Source organism: Bacillus infantis NRRL B-14911 (assembly GCF_000473245.1).
Taxonomy (GTDB): Bacteria; Bacillota; Bacilli; order Bacillales; family Cytobacillaceae; genus Bacillus_AB; species Bacillus_AB infantis.
In genome coordinates, this window is the sequence record NC_022524.1 from 2076486 (window position 1) to 2093619 (window position 17134).

12 protein-coding genes and 1 pseudogene are annotated in these 17134 nt (G+C 45.9%); 12 read left to right on the forward strand and 1 reads right to left on the reverse strand.

Annotation, left to right across the window (positions count from 1 at the left end; all coding sequences use genetic code 11):
• Window positions 1–141 precede the first annotated feature (141 nt).
• The 8 genes and pseudogenes from N288_RS10435 (at window position 142) to N288_RS10470 (ending at window position 8244) form a co-directional block, all read left to right on the forward strand.
• The gene (locus N288_RS10435; protein ID WP_022543799.1) at window positions 142–540 is read left to right on the forward strand and encodes a MarR family winged helix-turn-helix transcriptional regulator; all 399 of its coding nucleotides are present in this window, start codon (window positions 142–144) and stop codon (window positions 538–540) included.
• A 29-nt stretch (window positions 541–569) separates the two neighbouring features.
• Window positions 570–2168: an MDR family MFS transporter gene (locus N288_RS10440; protein ID WP_009790808.1), complete on the forward strand. Its 1599-nt coding sequence runs from the start codon at window positions 570–572 to the stop codon at window positions 2166–2168.
• A gap of 204 nt (window positions 2169–2372) precedes the next feature.
• A pseudogene (gene kynU, locus N288_RS10445) lies at window positions 2373–3556 on the forward strand (kynureninase).
• Window positions 3557–3569: 13 nt separating this feature from the next.
• Window positions 3570–4193 carry an arylformamidase gene (gene kynB, locus N288_RS10450; RefSeq protein WP_009790812.1) on the forward strand — a complete coding sequence of 208 codons (624 nt, stop codon included), beginning with the start codon at window positions 3570–3572 and terminating at the stop codon, window positions 4191–4193.
• A 15-nt stretch (window positions 4194–4208) separates the two neighbouring features.
• On the forward strand, window positions 4209–4907 hold the full coding sequence (locus N288_RS10455) for a tryptophan 2,3-dioxygenase family protein (RefSeq protein WP_009790813.1): 699 nt from the start codon (window positions 4209–4211) through the stop codon (window positions 4905–4907).
• A gap of 280 nt (window positions 4908–5187) precedes the next feature.
• The gene (gene helD, locus N288_RS10460) at window positions 5188–7509 is read left to right on the forward strand and encodes an RNA polymerase recycling motor HelD (RefSeq protein ID WP_009790814.1); all 2322 of its coding nucleotides are present in this window, start codon (window positions 5188–5190) and stop codon (window positions 7507–7509) included.
• Window positions 7510–7635: 126 nt separating this feature from the next.
• Window positions 7636–7983, forward strand: a complete 348-nt coding sequence (locus N288_RS10465; protein ID WP_009790815.1) for a hypothetical protein — start codon at window positions 7636–7638, stop codon at window positions 7981–7983.
• Between the two features lie 69 nt (window positions 7984–8052).
• A complete protein-coding gene (locus N288_RS10470) occupies window positions 8053–8244 on the forward strand; it encodes a hypothetical protein (protein ID WP_009790816.1) in 192 nt (63 codons plus the stop codon).
• Window positions 8245–8279: 35 nt separating this feature from the next.
• On the opposite strand, the gene N288_RS10475 is transcribed toward N288_RS10470, so the two are convergent.
• The gene (locus N288_RS10475) at window positions 8280–9656 is read right to left on the reverse strand and encodes a dipeptidase (protein ID WP_009790817.1); all 1377 of its coding nucleotides are present in this window, start codon (window positions 9654–9656) and stop codon (window positions 8280–8282) included.
• Between the two features lie 218 nt (window positions 9657–9874).
• Here N288_RS10475 and N288_RS10480 point away from each other — a divergent pair, with 218 nt between their 5' ends.
• From N288_RS10480 to N288_RS10495, 4 genes are all read left to right on the forward strand, one after another.
• Window positions 9875–13288, forward strand: coding sequence for a hypothetical protein (locus tag N288_RS10480; RefSeq protein WP_009790818.1), 3414 nt, complete (start codon window positions 9875–9877; stop codon window positions 13286–13288).
• Window positions 13289–13406: 118 nt separating this feature from the next.
• Window positions 13407–14162, forward strand: coding sequence for a TraR/DksA C4-type zinc finger protein (locus N288_RS10485; protein ID WP_009790819.1), 756 nt, complete (start codon window positions 13407–13409; stop codon window positions 14160–14162).
• Window positions 14163–15104: 942 nt separating this feature from the next.
• A complete protein-coding gene (locus N288_RS10490; protein WP_009790820.1) occupies window positions 15105–15533 on the forward strand; it encodes a hypothetical protein in 429 nt (142 codons plus the stop codon).
• Between the two features lie 254 nt (window positions 15534–15787).
• Complete coding sequence (locus N288_RS10495; RefSeq protein ID WP_022543801.1) at window positions 15788–17122, forward strand: phenylacetate--CoA ligase family protein; 1335 nt, start codon at window positions 15788–15790, stop codon at window positions 17120–17122.
• Window positions 17123–17134 lie beyond the last annotated feature (12 nt).

A 17134-nucleotide genomic window follows, 5' to 3' on the forward strand; every position in this document is an offset into this window, starting at 1 on the left:
CCAAAAGCTTGAAAAGCTTTTGGTTTTTTTATGTTGACAAAAAGAAAGCATAGGATTATAGTTGCTTAAGTTAATAGTTCACAAAGTTAATTATTTATCTGGTAAATGGAAGCAGGGGGGATACCAATTAGCAGGGATAGATTGATTTACGACCTGATTGCAACAGTGAGAGGAACTGTGAAGAAATCAAAAGCAGATTTTCATGGCCTGTTTGACGGGTATATTCCTTTTAATGAATTCCTTGTTCTCAGGAAGCTTGCAGAAAAAGGGGAAAGTAAGGTCTCCCAGCTGGCGGGTGAGCTCGGGGTCTCGAGCAGCCATATAACAGCAGTCAGCGAAAAGCTGCTTAGCAAAGGACTGATCGTGCGGGGCGGAAGCGAACACGACAGAAGAATTGTATGCTTGTCCCTGACAAATGAGGGAAGAAAGATGGCAGCAGAGCTGGAGCAGGTTTCCAAGGATTATTTTGAAGAAAAGCTCCGTGATTTATCGGATGAAGAGCTTGCTCTGACAAGCAGCCTGCTGGGCAGGGTCCACTAAAAGAGACATCATAAGAGGTGAAGCAAATAATGGAACATTTGAGCCAAAAAGAAAAAATTACGATTATGATCGCCATCATTGCCGCAATGTTCTTTGCCGCAGTCAATCAGACAATCGTAGGCAACGCCCTTCCAAAAATCATATCTGACCTGGGCGGACTGGATTATTACAGCTGGGTTTTCACGATTTATATGCTGACCAGCGCCATTACAACCATACTTGTCGGGAAACTGTCTGATATTTATGGACGGAAGCCATTTATTTTAATTGGAATTATTATCTTTTCTATCGGCGCCTTTTTATCGGGAACGTCCTCTGATATTTTTGACCTGATTACATACCGCGGCATCCAGGGCTTTGGGGCCGGTATGATCATGTCTACTGCCTTTACTGCCGTAGGGGACCTTTTTGCGCCCCGCGAGAGAGGGAAGTGGCAGGGGGCGATGAGCGCTGTGTTCGGGATCTCCAGTGTCTTCGGTCCGACGCTCGGCGGTTATATAGTTGATAACCTGGAGTGGAAATGGGTATTCTGGGTATTCCTGCCGCTTGGCATTGTAGCACTTGCATTGATTTGGAAGCTGTTTCCGTCACAGGAAAAGAAAAAAGGGGAAAGCGTCGATTATGTTGGGGCAGTATTCCTGACAGCGACCATCGTTCTCACTTTATTAGGATTCTCCTGGGCAGGAACAAAATATGACTGGGGTTCATCACAGATTATCATGCTGTTCGGCGGCGCTGTGATTGCACTCATCTTGTTCATCCTAATCGAAAGAAAAGTCAAAACACCGATTCTGCCGCTATATTTATTTAAGAACGGTATCTTTACAATCTCGAATATCATTGGCTTCGTCATCGGGGTATCCATGTTTGGCGGCGTCATGTATGTGCCTTATTTCATCCAGGGTGTTCTTGGATATTCAGCCACACACTCAAGCTTCCTGACGATGGCCATGACTCTGGGACTGGTTTTCGCCAGTGCCCTTGGCGGCCAGATCATCTCGAAGACAGGTAAATATAAGCTGCAGGCAATCATTGGGTTATGCATCTCTGCAGTAGGATTGTACTTATTATCACGGATGGATGCAGATACTTCCCAATATGCACTTGTTGGATTTCTGATTCTTGTAGGATTTGGTATCGGGATCGGCATGACGGTATTCACGCTGACTGTCCAGAATGCGGTTGAGCAGAAATTCCTGGGGGTTGCCACCGCGACATCCCAGCTTTTCCGCTCAGTCGGCGGAACTGTAGGTGTTGCTATAATGGGAACACTTTTGAATAACCGCATGGAAGACAAAATGACCACCATGTCACAGAATCAGAATACCAATAATATGGCTGCTTCTCCTGAGCTTGCAGGGAAACTGGAGTCATTGAAGAACCCTCAGCTTCTCCTGGATCATGAGAAACTGGCCCAGGTTAAGTCTTCGCTGCCGGCAGAAGCTGCTTCCCTGTTCGAGCATATCATTTCAATGCTCAGGGAGGCGCTCAGCTATGCATTGTCGGGCGTGTTCTTATTTGTCACCATCACGATGCTGGTGGCAGTCATTCTTACCTTCTTCCTGAAGGAAATTCCTCTCAGGAGTGCAGCGGATTCAAAGGCACCCGAGCCTGCAAAAAGCGAATAAATAAAAAGATGGGGACCTGGCTGAGCCAGGTTCTTTTTCCATTTACCGGGTTAATTCAGAATATTGACAATACCCTTATTCTGGCTTACCTTTTAAGAAGAGCAGGGAGGGAATCACTTGGAACAATTAAGAGAGAGAGCAGATTATTTGGATAGCCAGGATCCGCTCCGCAAATTTGCAGAAGAATTTTACATAAAAGAAAATATGATTTATCTGGATGGCAATTCACTCGGGCTTTTATCGGCAAGGGCAGAACAAACACTCTTCGATATGCTTGATTCATGGAAAAACTTAGGCATAGACGGATGGATGAGCGGGGAGAATCCTTGGTACTATGTATCCGAAAGATTGGGACATAGGTCAGCAGCGTTGGTTGGAGGAGAGCCTGAAGAAGTAATTGCAACCGCTTCCACTACAACGAATTTGCACCAGCTTGCCGCAACCTTTTTCAAACCGGAAGGCAAGCGGACCAAAATATTGGCCGACGAATTGAATTTTCCATCAGATATTTATGCTTTGCAGTCGCAGCTCCAATTGAAGGGTCTGCCGCCTGAAGAGCATCTCGTCCAGGTAAAGAGCAGGGATGGCAGAACAATCACCGAGGAAGATATCATAGAGGCGATGACGGATGAGATCTGCCTGATCATCCTTCCTACTGTTTTATATAGAAGCGGACAGCTTCTGGATATAGAACGGCTGACAAAGGAAGCCCATAAGAGGGGCATCCTTATCGGCTTTGATGCGTGCCACTCTGCCGGGCGGTTCCGCACCATTTTTCAGAATGGGGCACTGATTTTGCTTATTGGTGCAGCTATAAATATATGAACAGCGGGCCTGGGGGAATCGGAGGCCTTTATGTGAATAAAAAGCATTTTGGCAAAATGCCGGGCTTATCCGGCTGGTTCGGATCGGATAAAAGCCTACAGTTCGATATGGAGCATACTTTCACACCAGCTCATAATGCAGGCGCTTTTCAAATTGGGACGCCTCATATTTTAAGTGCCGCTCCGCTATTAGGCTCGCTCGATATGTTTGAGGAAGCCGGCATCGATAGAATCAGAGAGAAATCCTTGAAAGCTACCGGCTACCTGATAGAATTGGCAGAAACTTATCTGTCCGGTTATGGGCTTACAATCGGAACGCCGAGAGAAGATATGCGGCGGGGAGGGCATGTTGCTCTTGAGCATCATGATGCCGCAAGGATCTGCAAAGCCTTAAAAGAAAAAGGTGTGGTGCCGGACTTCCGTTCTCCTAATATCATCAGGCTCGCACCGGTAGCCTTTTATACTTCGTACAATGATATCTGGAGGGCTGTGTCGATTCTAAAGGACATCATGGAGAACAGATTATACGAAAAATATGAAAACAAGCGAGAAATCATCGCATAAGGAGTCATAAAAGATGATCATTGATATTTCAAGGAAGCTTCACAAGGGGATGCCTGTCTGGCCGGGAGACACAGCGTTTGCCTATGAAGTCAGCTGGCCAAAGGAAGAGAGCGGCTCTGTGAATGTCGGGAAGCTGACCATGAGCATACACACAGGTACTCATGTGGATTCCCCTTTCCATTTTGACTCAGAAGGGAATCGAATGACCGATATACCGCTTGAAGTATATATAGGAAAAGCGTTAGTTGCCGATCTTGCAGGCGCAGCCAGCATTGGGAAAAAAGAGCTTGAAGGAATTGATCTTCACGGCGCTGAGAGGCTTCTATTAAGGACGGAGTCATGGAAGGATGCCTCTGTATTTCCGGAAGAAATCACTTTTTTAAATCCTGATATTGCACCATTTTTGGCTGAAAAAGGCGTCAAGCTTATTGGCATGGATGTGCCTTCTGTTGATAGGCTGGACAGTAAGGAGCTTCCCGCCCATCATGAGCTCCAGCGATGCGGGATCCATATACTCGAGGGGCTGGATTTAAGTGAAGCAGAGCCGGGGGTCTACGAATTGATCGCACTTCCCCTTCCGATTGAATATGCCGATGGAAGCCCGGTGCGCGCAGTCCTCAGAAAATATGCTGATTGAAATGGGAGTGATACTGTGAAAGAGGAAAGCAAACAGCTGTCTGACTATGAAAAATACATCCGCACACAAGAACTGCTCAGCCTTCAGAAGGAAGAAGAAGAGCTCTGCTGCGAGGATGAGCTTACTTTTCAGACAGTCCACCAGATTGCGGAGCTGCACTTCAAACTGATCCTTCAATATCTGGACCGGTCATGCAAGAGCATGCAAAAAGGAGATGCCGAAGGGGCAAGTCTTATGCTTGACCGGATCAATGAGCATCTGCGCCAGCTTCCGCCTGTTTTCGATCTCGTAAAAGCCATCACACCTGCCGATTATCATACGATCAGGCTGTTCCTTGGAAGGGGCAGCGGCCAGGACTCGCCGGGATTTAATGCTATTTTAAAAGAAGGACCTAAGCTTTGGGAACCGTTCGAAAGGCTGTTAAAGAAGGAAAACAGGACTCTGCTCCAGCTTTTAGAAACACCTGACGGCAATCGGACGCTTTATCGGCTTCTAAAGACTCTGCTGACATTTGACGAGTATTTCCAGACTTTCCGCCATTCCCACATCCAGCTGGTCAAAAGGATGATCGGCCTGCGGACGAAAAGCCTGAAGGGCATTCCAGCCCAAGCCCTGGAGCGCGGTGCCAGGCATGAATTTTATCCGCATGCCTGGGATGCTGTCTGCGAGCTGACTGATCTTACAGGATCCAGCTATGATCCTAAGCCTTTATAGATAGTGAAAATAGGGCTCCTGCAGTTTTGCAGGAGCCCTGGCACTAGTTTTTATTGAAAAAGTGAACTGAATAGAGCAGATTCAAAAATACAAAAAAACAAAAAAACAAGACCGGCTAAAAACAGCGGTCTTGTTTAATATATGTATTAGTGTTACAATGAAGAGCGGTCTAAAAAAGCCATTTGAAAATATATATTATTATCTAATTAAATAGTAACACAGAAACACAAGTGGTGTCAACTAAAAACGGCCGTAATTTTTTCCGGGGAGTGTTTTTTTTATGAGCAAACCAGGCGATAGCAAAGAAATGGAACAGCATCGGGTTAAAGAGATCATCGGGATTGCAGACAGCAAGATGCACAAGCTTTTGGGTAAAGGGTCTGCAGCAGGCTCAGATGTGCTTGAACTCAAAAAAACATTCTGGGAAGATGTTACAGTCAATCTGGATGAGCCGGATGATGTGATTGAGACATTTACGAGCATCAAGCAGCAGGCTGAACTTTTATCTGAAAGGGAAAGGACCAAAAGCCAGCTTGATCGGCAGCTGAGTACATTGGCAAAAATCAAGAATTCTCCTTATTTCGGAAGGATTGATTTCCATGAGGAAGGAGAAAAAGAGGAAGATGTCATCTATCTCGGAATATCCTCTCTTATGGATGAAAAAGATGAAAATTTTCTCGTCTATGATTGGCGGGCTCCGATTTCAAGCATGTATTATGATTATGCTCCCGGCCCCGCCCAATACCAAACGCCAGAAGGAACCATTGAAGGAGAAATGCTGCTGAAGCGGCAGTTCATCATCAGGGGCGGTAAGATTGAAGGAATGTTTGATACAGGGCTGACGATTGGGGACCAGCTTCTTCAGGAAGTTCTCGGCAATAAGGCGAGCACCCAGATGAAGTCGATTGTAGCGACCATTCAGAAAGAACAGAATGAGATCATCCGCAATGAAAACAGCAAGGTGCTCATTGTACAGGGTGTTGCCGGAAGCGGGAAAACATCGGCTGCCCTCCAGCGTGTGGCCTATCTGCTTTACAGGCACAGAGGCACCCTTCAGGCGGACAATATTATGCTGTTTTCTCCGAATTCCCTTTTTAACAGCTATGTTTCAACCGTCCTTCCTGAACTTGGCGAGGAAAATATGTCACAGGCAACCTATCAGGAGTATATAACGCGAAGCCTGGGCAGGGAGCTTGGTGTAGAAGATCCTTTTGATCAGCTGGAATCTATCCTTTCAGAAGAAGAGTCTCCTGAAAAAGAGATGAGGAAGAAGGCAATCAGGTTCAAGTCTGATACCGGATTTGTTGAAATGATTAATGCATATGCCGGGAAGCTCTCGGAGGAAGGGCTGCAATTTGAAGACCTGCGCTTCCGCGGCGAGACTCTTTTTTCCCATGAAGAGATCAGCCAGTATTTTTACTCACTGGATAAATCCATCTCCATCCCAAACCGGATGCAGCTGACTAAGGACTGGCTGCTGCAGGAGCTCCGGAAAATCCAAAAAGCAGAGCGAAAAAAAGAATGGGTGGAAGAGGAAATTCAGCTTCTCGATAAAGTGGATTATCTGGAAGCCTTTAAAAAAGCACAGCAGAAGCAAAATAAAAACGGAGAGAATTTCGATGAGTTTGAGCAAGAGCAGAAGTTCCTCGAGAACATGGTTGTCAACAAAAGGTTCAAAGGGCTGAAAAGCAGGGTGAAGAACTTAAAGTTCCTTGATGTATTTGCCACTTATGAGCAGCTCTTCTGTAAAGATCATGTATTGGGTGATTCCCTCTATCCGGAAAACTGGGATGCTGTATGCAAGATTACTGCAGCAAATCTGAGCAAGGAAAAAATCCCTTATGAAGATGCCACTCCATATTTATATTTGCAGCATCTCCTGGAGGGGAGAAAGCAGGATACAGGCATCAGGCATGTGTTCATTGATGAAGCACAGGATTATTCTCCTTTCCAGTTTGCTTATATCAAAGAGCTGTTTCCCTACAGCAGGCTCACTCTTTTGGGCGATGTGAACCAGGCGGTGTATACTCATTCCATCGGTGCTACGACGCTGTACCATGGCCATGAGGAAGAAGCGAAGACCATCGTGCTGACAAAAAGCTACCGCTCTTCCAGGCCAATTGTAGAATTTACAAGATCTTTTATCAGCGGCGGGGATCTTGTTGAGCCATTCAATCGGGAAGGCAGGCTTCCTGCTGTAATATTTGAAGAAGACAGGGAAGCTCTTCATGCTAAGATTGCTGAAACAGTGAATAGGCAGCTGAAAGAGGCTCATAAATCAATCAGCATTATCTGCAGAACGGCAAAAGAGAGCAAGGAAGCGTTTGAAGGCTTGAAGGAACTGCTGCCGGATGTGCGGCTGATCGAAAAGGGAACCCTCTCCTATGAAAAAGGCGTCACCATCATTCCGGCTTATTTGGCAAAAGGCATCGAGTTTGACACTGTCATTATTTATGATGCGTCTGCCTATGATCATGAAAGTGACCGGACCATTTTTTATACTGCCTGCACAAGGGCCATGCATGAGCTTGATATTCTATATACAGGCAGGAAAAATGATTTTATCCTTGAAGTGGACCCAAAACTGTATACGACTAAGTAACTTCTTAATGGCATTGAGCGCAAACTCAATGCCTTTTTCCATGTTTTGCTCAGTAAAAAGAGGTTTTGGACGTTTCCATTAGGGAAAAATGCGAAAGAGATGCCGGAAGGAGAGTGAAGATACATAATGGCTGATTCAAAAGTGGCAGGCGTATTTTCTACTGCAGATGAAATCATCCGGAAAGCAGCGGATGCTTCTTCCGCAGAAAGCTATATAGTGGTGTGCAGGGAGAGTGAAGAGGCCCACAAGCTGAAAGAGAAAACAGGATTGCAGATTGAAATGGTTAAACATTCACCTTCAAATGACGGTCCGGTCTTCCGGAATCTTGCTACAGCGTTTGAACAGGATGGAGAAGATCCCGCTCTTTCCAGTGTTCTTGGGAGGCTTTCAGACCTTGGCCTCTCAGACGTGGACGCCCGGGAAGTCCTGGGGTATGCAGAAGATGGGCTGCTTGTACTCTTAAAAACAAACTGATCTATCGCGGTTTGGAGACCTTCCTTCCGGTGAAGGCAATCATATAGAATAAAAGAGGAGATGTTAGCAATGGAAAATTTTAAAATTGTTTACACATTTGAGAAAGGCCTGGAGGTCATTGAGGAGATTGAGGCCGAAAGCCGCTCTGAAGTTATTGGAAGGATCAAGGACCTTGAAGGATTTATTGAGTTTACCGACAAAGAGGAAAATTACCACCGTTTCAGCTTTGATGATGTAAAATTGGTTTCTATCAGGAAATAAAGAAAAGGCGCTGAGAAGCGCCTTTTCCTATGGTCTCAAAACCTTTCTTCCGCCAGGTCAGCCCAGTAATGGCAGAGGGTCTGCATGCCTTTATCAAAGTTCTCAAGATGAAAGTGCTCATTGGGAGCATGGAAATTTTCTTCCGGCAGACCGAAGCCCATCAGGACGACGGGCAGACCCAGCAGCTGGTCGAAAACGGAAACGATCGGAATCGATCCCCCTCCGCGGGTGAACACCGCCGGCACACCGTATACTTTTTCATAAGCTTTTCCGGCAGTCTGGATGGCCGGGTGGTCAAATGGAGTAACATAAGGCGCTCCTTTGTCAAATAAGGAAACGCTCAGTTCTACACCAGGAGGAGTATGCTTTTTGATATGTTCCTCGAGCAGGCGGGCGATTTCATCTGGGTCCTGGTTGGGGACAAGGCGGCAGGTGATTTTGGCTGATGCCCGGGAAGGGATGACCGTTTTGATCCCTTCACCCTGGAAGCCTCCGCCGATTCCATTGACTTCCAAAGTCGGCCTGACCCAAAGCCTCTCAACAGTTGAGTACCCCGATTCCCCAAACAGCTCCTTTACGCCGGCTTGTGATTTAAAGCTGTCATCCTCTAAGCCAAGTGCATCATAAGCCTCTTTTTCCTGCTCGGTCAATGTTTCCACCTGATCATAGAAGCCGTCGACCAATATTTTACCGTCAAAATCATGAAAGGAAGACACAATTTTAGCCAAGGCATGTATCGGATTTTGCACCGCTCCTCCATATAAACCTGAATGCAGATCAGCATTTGCTCCTTTCAAGTCAATCTGCAGCCCGCAGAGCCCCCTTAGTCCATAGCATATGGAGGGCCTGCCTTTTTCCATCATGCTGGTATCCGAAATCACCGCTGCATCTGCAGAAAGGAGCTCTCTATGCTCCTCAGCGAATTTTGGCAGATTCGGACTCCCGATTTCCTCTTCACCTTCTATGCAAAACTTGAAATTGACAGGTGCATTTCCAGTCACCTTCAACAGTGCTTCAAAAGCTTTTATATGCATGAAGACCTGTCCTTTATCATCGCTCGCTCCCCTGGCAAAGATTTTCTCATCCCTGATTTCGGGATCGAAAGGCGCACTCTCCCAGAGCTCAAGCGGATCGGCCGGCTGGACATCATAATGGCCATATATCAGGACAGTCGGTCTGCTTTCATCCCTTATATAGTCTCCGTATACAACCGGATGGCGGGAAGTATCATAGATATTGACATTCTCAGCACCTGCTTTTTCAAGCGCTTTCGCCGTCCATTCTGCTGCCTTTCTGACATCTTCCTTATGATCAGGCAGGGCGCTGATGCTTGGAATCGATAAAAACTCCGTCAGCTCCTGCAGGTGGGTGTCGCGTTCTTTTATCAAATAATCGAATACATTGTTTAGCATAGCAGCCTCCTATTTCTCTGTACGGGCTGGGTATATTCCCGCAGCCGGCAGAGCCTTCGCAAATAAATACTTTATATTCTCCATAGCGGTTAAGAAAACCTCCCTCTTGCAAAAATTCTGTCAATTTTTTAAAAAATAGTTTTAAAAAGGATTCATTTGGTGTAATATTACACCAAATGAATATGATGGAATTTTAATCCACAGAAGGGGGCATATCCTTGGGTTCTCTTACCAAAGAGCATGAAAAGCAAATTTTCCAAAAAGAACTGTATAAACTGAAAAAGCAGGAATTCATTGGTCCGGACGATTACAGCCGGGTGCTTGAAGCCCATCTTTCCTACTATCAGTCACTGGAATTGGATGCAGTGGAATTGAAAACGGCTGAGCAGCCGAAAAAGGAAGAGAAGGTGATCACTGCACCTGCGCCTGTATCTGTACCTGAAAAGCCTTCTGCTGAAGAAAAAACACGGAGCCCCGAGGAAGTGCGGGAACGGAATATATCAATGACGCTGAATCTCGGTGTTGTGCTGCTCCTGGTTGGAGGGCTTTTTGTCGCAACCAGCAATTGGGATGAAATGAGCGACTGGATGAAGAGCGGTTCCATCGCACTTGTTTCATTGCTGTTCTTCGGGATCTCCCTTGCAGCCGGGAAGCTTCTTGGAATACAAAAGACTGCTCTTGCCTTCAATGTGCTGGGGAGCTTGTTTCTGCCCATCTTTCTGCTGTCGGTAAGCTGGTTCGGTCTCATGGGCGAGTATTTATCTTTTTATGGTGAGGGAAGTTATTTTTATGGTGCTGCTGGAGCTTTGATCCTGGCTCCATTCTACGGTTTCCTTGCCCGGCAGATGGGTTCGAGGCTTTTCGTCTGGTTTTCTTTCTCTGCATTAACATCTGCTGCCGGCTTCCTGCTGCTTGCACTGGGGGCAAGGCAGGATACCTTTTATTTAGGCATGATGATTTATAATGCGGGACTGATTGCCCTGTTCCTGAAGGGGCGGAAAAAGAGTATTTCTCCCCTGTTCTTTAGGGAGCTGGCTTATATCGTCCAGGCAAGCCTGATTTTGTCTACTGTTATGATGCTGGCTTTTTATCAGAATACTTTTAGTGTTGGCATCAATCTGCTTCTTGCAGCTGTTCTCTTTATGGCGAGTGTGTATGTTTCCGGCAGGAAGGAATATCATTATGCGTTCACACTGCTGATTGTTATGGGGATATACCAGCTGACGGAAAATTCCCTGCTGGAGCTTCTTAGCCCGGCAATTTATGCTGCTGCCGGTGCAGGGTTTATGTTCCTGCCAAAACTGCTCAGGGAAGATGAAGGCTGGAAGAAGATATTCAACTGGACGAGTGCAGCTGTGTCTCTTTTTGTCTTCTTATTGATAAGTGCAGAGGCAGCGCTGGCAGGATTGAATGAACCGTCCATTAGCATGCTCCTCGCTTACCTGATTCTTTCCGGCCAGTTTTTGTTTTTGGCTGAAGGAAAAAATGGTTTTTTTGCTTATTTTAGCCCTGTTTTTCTATTCGCGGCATCATGGGAGCTCCTATTAGTGGCTGATACGCTTTTCTCATTCAAAGATTTTCTATTGCCTGTATTTCTGTCTGGCGCTGCTATCTATGTCATATTGGGCATTCTTAAAACACCTGTATGGCTTGGGGTAATCAGCCAAAGTTCCCGGGATATCGGACTGGGTGTAATGGGCATCTGCATGCTGCTGTCCGCAAGCTTTGCCTACTGGGGCAGGCTAGGCGTTATGCTGATGCTTCTCAGCGTCCTGTTCTGGATGTCCCGAACCGCTGAAAAAAGGCAGGAGTTCAACGAAGCTTTGTCATGGGCAGTTCCTTTGTTCTTTGCACTTGCCTTCTTCTCCTGGGGGGAATGGCTGCGGACCAGCTGGCCATTTTACAGAGAGACACTCGGATTTGCGATGAATGCAATCCTGGCTGCAGCCAGTTTGGCGACAGGCATGCTGCTGAATAGGAAAATGGAGCCGGCAATGAGTAAATATATGTTTTTTATTTCACAGGCCTTTTATTCGGCAGCCGTTCTATCTGCGATCTTCCTCCCGCTGAATGAGTGGGCCAGAGCAGCGGTATTGGTTTGCGGAATAGGGATTTATTACAGACTTCATAAAGCAGTGAAAAATAGGCTGTCATCTTATCTGATGCCGGCAATCGTGTTTGCAGCATATTTTGCTCTTTTAACTGCCGTCAGCAAGGCTGTGCTCTTGCCTGAAATAGTCCGATGGACAGAGATGGTCATGCCGGGCATTGTCCTTGCCGGAATTTCGGCTTTCTTAAGGAATAAAGAACCAATGCTATTTCGTTCTTTTGCATGGTCAGCCCATATTTATCTTCCGTTTGCATTGGTTTTGACCTGGCTGCTACATAGTGAGCATGCTTTCATCAGTTTGGCTGCTGCAGGTGCGGTATATTGGATCAGTTCCCGGCAATCCTATCGTGAGTGGCAAACGAAAGCCTTTTTATATAGTGCTTGTTTATCGCTGTTTTTGTTTTTCTATTCGCTTGACCTTTTGATTTTTGAGGGAAGCAGCAGGCAGTATGTTTTTCTGCTCTCAAGCTTTGTGACCTACGGGCTTTCACGCCTAATGTCAGAGGAAGATCAAAAGCGGCTGCCTTATTATCTTGTCCCATTCTCCTTAATCGGCCTTGCAACCTCGGTGCTGGTGTATCCTTTTGGACTGGCGGATTTCTCCTTATCTGTGATATATGGTGCTGCTATCTTATATTATCTCCACAGCAGAAGGTGGGAGCTCCTGAATGGTGTTCCGCTGGTCCTCATCTGGTTTGCATCTATGATGTATATTTCAGCATCTGGTATGGGATCTGTATTCTGGCTGCTGGTTATGGGCGGAATGGGGGCTGTGTTGATCTTTATCGGCCAATTTCTTTCCAAACAGCTTTATGAAAAAACGGAACGGAGTTTGAGGTTTGACAGCTACACACCGGCCGGCCTGCTTTTCCTGGCAGGAATGTATCCGGCGGAAGGCGGAATTCTTACGGAAATGCTGCCAGGCATTCTCATTTCTTTGGCATTATGGTCTCAAGGCAGGCGGATGCCGAAGGAATGGGGCTGGATTCCTCCCGCTGCCGGTGCAGTGTTTTTGCTTCACCCATACTTTGCCCTTATAGAATATTTGCCGATCCCTCAAGTACTAATCAGGGAGGCATATGCGCTTCCTTTCATTGCAGTTAGTATACTGATAAGACTAATCCTCAAGGGGCGTTTCCCGGACTTCATCAGCAAGCTTCAATGGGCAGTGCTTGCTGTGTCAGCCGTTCTTCTAGTGGAGGACGCTCTTGCAGGCTCGACCATTCAGGATGCCCTGGTCATTGGAATCTTATCGCTGCTGTCCATTTTTGGCGGGCTGATCTGGAAAATCAAATCATATTTCTTCACAGGCTTTGCCGTTCTTTTACTTAATGTATTGATGCAATCCAGGCCGTTTTGGGGCAATCTGCCATGGTGGGCGTACCTGCTGATCGCCGGAAGCCTTTTGATTGCAGCTGCAAGCTATTATGAATGGAATAAGCAGAAAGTGGCAAAAGGTGAGACTGGCGTACTGGAACGTTTCCGAAAAAGGATCATCCAGGGTCTGAAAAAATGGAAATAAAGAAAGGGAGGGCCCAGGGCCTTTCCTTTTTGTTCATTTAACACTATTTAACACTCATGAGATTGCACCGTACATCCCAAAATATAGGTAGAACAAAACAGAAGGGAGAGATGGAATCTTGCTTACTAAAGACGAAATAGCAGCGTTCCGTTCCCAGCTATTGCATGAAAAAAAAGATCTCGAAGAAAGATTTCAGTCCAATGACAATTTCGACCTGACAAGGGACCATCCCCATGAATCCGTCGGGGAGCTGTCCAGCTACGATAACCATCCTGGCGACGAAGGGACTGAGCTGTACGAACGTGAGAAAGACCTGGCGCTGAATGAGCACTATAAGCTTGAACTGAGCAATATACTAAAAGCGCTGCAGGCGATTGACCAGGGGACCTATGGCATTTGTGAAGTATGCCATAAAGAAATTCCAAAAGAACGCCTGGAAGCTCTGCCGAACACAACGTACTGCAAGGAGCACAGCCCTGACCAGGTTACTTCCCATGAAAGGCCGATCGAAGAAGGTGTGCTGATGCCTCCTTTCGGTAAATTCGATATGGACGAACAGGATGAAAATGTTTCATTCGATGCGGAGGACGCATGGCAGGAAGTCGAAAGCTGGGGGAACTCCGAAACGCCTTCCGACTTTATTGTTCCGCATGACCATTATAACGATACCAATATAGAAGCAGAGGAAAATATCGGTTATGTTGAGGATTATGAAAACTTCATCGGTACCGATATTGAAGGCAAGAACATCACAGTATACCCAAGTGCACAGCATGAAAGGTATGAAGAGGCCCTTGATGAAGAAGGCATCATGACAACCTTCGGCGACCTTCCTGCCTATGAACATGATCCATATGTCGAAGGCGAAAGCTGACTCTTAGGAGTTGGCTTTTTTTATGTGAAGGGTGCAGGACAAGTAGTTTTCCGTTTTCTTTGTGGCTCAACAGATACACCGTATCTGCCGAAAACAGGGGTTAATGATTTGGCATGGATTTTTTTCAAGGATATAATAAAAGAAACATAAAGGGATGAAAGATAATTTTTAGCCAAAAGGGAACTGGAACATTCTGAACAAGGAAAAAGCCGTACAGAGGGTCTTAGAGGAGCAGACTAGAACCCCCTAAGCAGGAAAAAGAGGTATAGAGGGTCTTAACGGAGCGGAATAGGACCCTCTAAACCGAAAAAATCAAATCAGAGGGCTTTAAAAGAGCGAAATGGAACCCTCTAAACTGAAAAAATCAAATCAGAGGGCCTCAAACGAGCGGAATGGAACCCTCTAAACTGAAATAATCAAATCAGAGGGCCTCAAACGAGCGAAATGGAACCCTCTAAACTGAAATAATCAAATCAGAGGGTCTCAAACGAGCGAAATGGAACCTTCTAAACTGAAATAATCAAATCAGAGGGCCTCAAAAGAGCGAAATGGAACCCTCTAAACTGAAATAATCAAATCAGAGGGTCTCAAACGAGCGAAATGGGACCTTTTAAACCGAAAAAATCAAATCAGAGGGCCTCAAACGAGCGGAATGGAACCCTCTAAACTAAAAAAAGCTAACCACAAGGTCTCAAAAGAGCGGAATGGAACCCTCTAAAAGAAATAATTAAATCAGAGGTCCTCCAACGGTCAAACTCACCCCCTTCTGCTAAAAAATACAAAAAGCTTCCATCCAAACAGGCTGCTTTTTATTGAAACCATATAATCCTGATAACATACATACAAAAATGATTACATTACTTTTAAAAAAATGGAAGGTGCTTACAGACCAGTGCTGCGATGTTTTAAAAGAAGTATACAAAGCTGGGAGAATACAACTATATGAGCAAATTAAGCGGTATCGATTTTTCGCATTTTGAAAAGCAATCCATTGTCAATGTTATTATTGGCTCAAATTCTCTGCTTGAACTGGAGCTGACAGCAGGCGGCCTTGTCGCTGAGTGTCCATGGAGGCTCCAGCGCGAAAATAAAATCATGGCTGGAAGCAGTGATTCCCGTGAGGTTCCTGCCAATGTTCAGCTGAAAGAGTCTCTCATCGGCTGTCAGGTAATTGAAGTGATTTTTATGGAGGAAGTTAAAATGCTGCGCATCGCTTTTTCCGGCTCAATAGTTCTTGACTTATTTCATGACAGCTGCCATTTTGAGGGATGGGAATTATACAGTGAGGATGGGTTTACCTTTATTTCACTGCCTGAAGGGGACTTTTCTCTGCAGGAATTATGTACAACCCAAGGCCAATGCGGGGAATAGTGAGTTCAATCATATAGCCGGCAGGAGATCAAATTCTCCTGCCGGCTTTTATATTCTATAAGGAAGCTTCGAATGAGTGACTGAAGACTGAGAAAAAAAGAATCCTCCATCTGGCATAATATTTAACGAGGATTGAATTTTCTGAAAAATAATTTGACAACGGTTTTTGTTCAGGTTATCTTAATGGTATAACAGATATTAAACGAGACGATTTTTTTACGTTATATGACGGAATGGGAATAGGAGGGTGCCCTTTGATTCTTCATAGCATTGAAAAATCGGGCAGAGATGTGATTGAAGCCGTTCAATTGGAAGGGCTTAAGAGTACAGCAGCAAGAGTTTTTCACGAAGTGCCATTTTACAGGCAAAGATTTTCTGAAGCTAACCTGGTGCCCCAGGATATTCAGACGCTAGAAGATCTAAAAAAACTGCCATTTACAGAGAAAGCAGATTTAAGGAGCCAGTACCCGTTCGGCCTTTTTGCTGCTCCGATGGATAAAGTGGTCCGTCTGCATGCTTCTTCTGGCACGAGCGGAAAGCCGACGGTTGTCGGCTATACAAAGAAGGATATTGAGATTTGGACAGAGCTGGTCGCCCGTGCTATTGCGCTGGGTGGCGGAAGACCTGGCGAACGCCTGCATAATGCATATGGATACGGCCTTTTTACAGGGGGCCTTGGATTGCATTATGGCAGCGAACATCTCGGAATGGCCACTGTACCTGTCTCAGGCGGCAACACGGAACGGCAGATCATGCTCATTCAGGATTTTAAACCTTCCGTTATATGCGGGACTCCTTCTTATATATTAAGTCTTGCTGAAAAGATGGAGGAAATGGGTATTGATCCTGCAAGTACTTCGCTGAAATACGGCATATTCGGAGCAGAGGCCTGGTCGGAAGAAATGCGTGAAGTTCTGGAGATGAAGCTCGCCATTAAAGCCTGCGACATTTACGGCTTAAGCGAGGTTATGGGTCCTGGCATCAGCATGGAATGCCATGAGGCACAGGATGGGCTGCATATCGCTGAGGATCATTTCATTGCGGAGGTGATCGATCCGGAAACTTTGGAAGCGCTTCCTTTTGGGAGTGAAGGGGAGCTGGTCTTCACAAGCATTTCAAAAGAAGCCTTTCCCGTTATCCGTTATCGGACCGGTGACATTGCCAGCCTGTCAAAGGAAACGTGCAAGTGCGGAAGGACCACTGCCAGGATGTCGAGAATAAGGGGCAGGATCGACGATATGCTGAACATTAATGGCGTGAATGTTTTTCCTTCCCAGATAGAAAGCTGTCTGGTTGGCCAGGAAGATATCTCCCCCCACTATCAGATTGCACTTCATTCCGGCAAGGCTCTTAAATCACTTGTCCTGCATCTTGAATTGGAGGAAAGGTCCTATTCAAAGATGGGCGGCGATTTACAGTCCGATTATGCGGAAGCTATCCGAATGAGGCTTAAAAACCATTTACAATCTCAATGCTATATTTCCATTTCCGTTGATCTTCATCCGCCGAAAAGCATTCCCCGGTCCGAGGGGAAAGCTGTGAGAATAATTAATAACAAAAATGCCCCTGAAGCTATAAGCGGGATTTAATAGAAGGAGGCT

Bases quoted from the DNA above. Each gene is read 5' to 3' on its own strand.
- N288_RS10440 (WP_009790808.1), top strand. From the start codon at position 570: ATGGAACATTTGAGCCAAAAAGAAAAAATTACGATTATGATCGCCATC.
- kynB (WP_009790812.1), top strand. From the start codon at position 3,570: ATGATCATTGATATTTCAAGGAAGCTTCACAAGGGGATGCCTGTCTGG.
- helD (WP_009790814.1), top strand. From the start codon at position 5,188: ATGAGCAAACCAGGCGATAGCAAAGAAATGGAACAGCATCGGGTTAAA.
- N288_RS10465 (WP_009790815.1), top strand. From the start codon at position 7,636: ATGGCTGATTCAAAAGTGGCAGGCGTATTTTCTACTGCAGATGAAATC.
- N288_RS10470 (WP_009790816.1), top strand. From the start codon at position 8,053: ATGGAAAATTTTAAAATTGTTTACACATTTGAGAAAGGCCTGGAGGTC.
- N288_RS10475 (WP_009790817.1), bottom strand. From the start codon at position 9,656: ATGCTAAACAATGTATTCGATTATTTGATAAAAGAACGCGACACCCAC.
- N288_RS10490 (WP_009790820.1), top strand. From the start codon at position 15,105: ATGAGCAAATTAAGCGGTATCGATTTTTCGCATTTTGAAAAGCAATCC.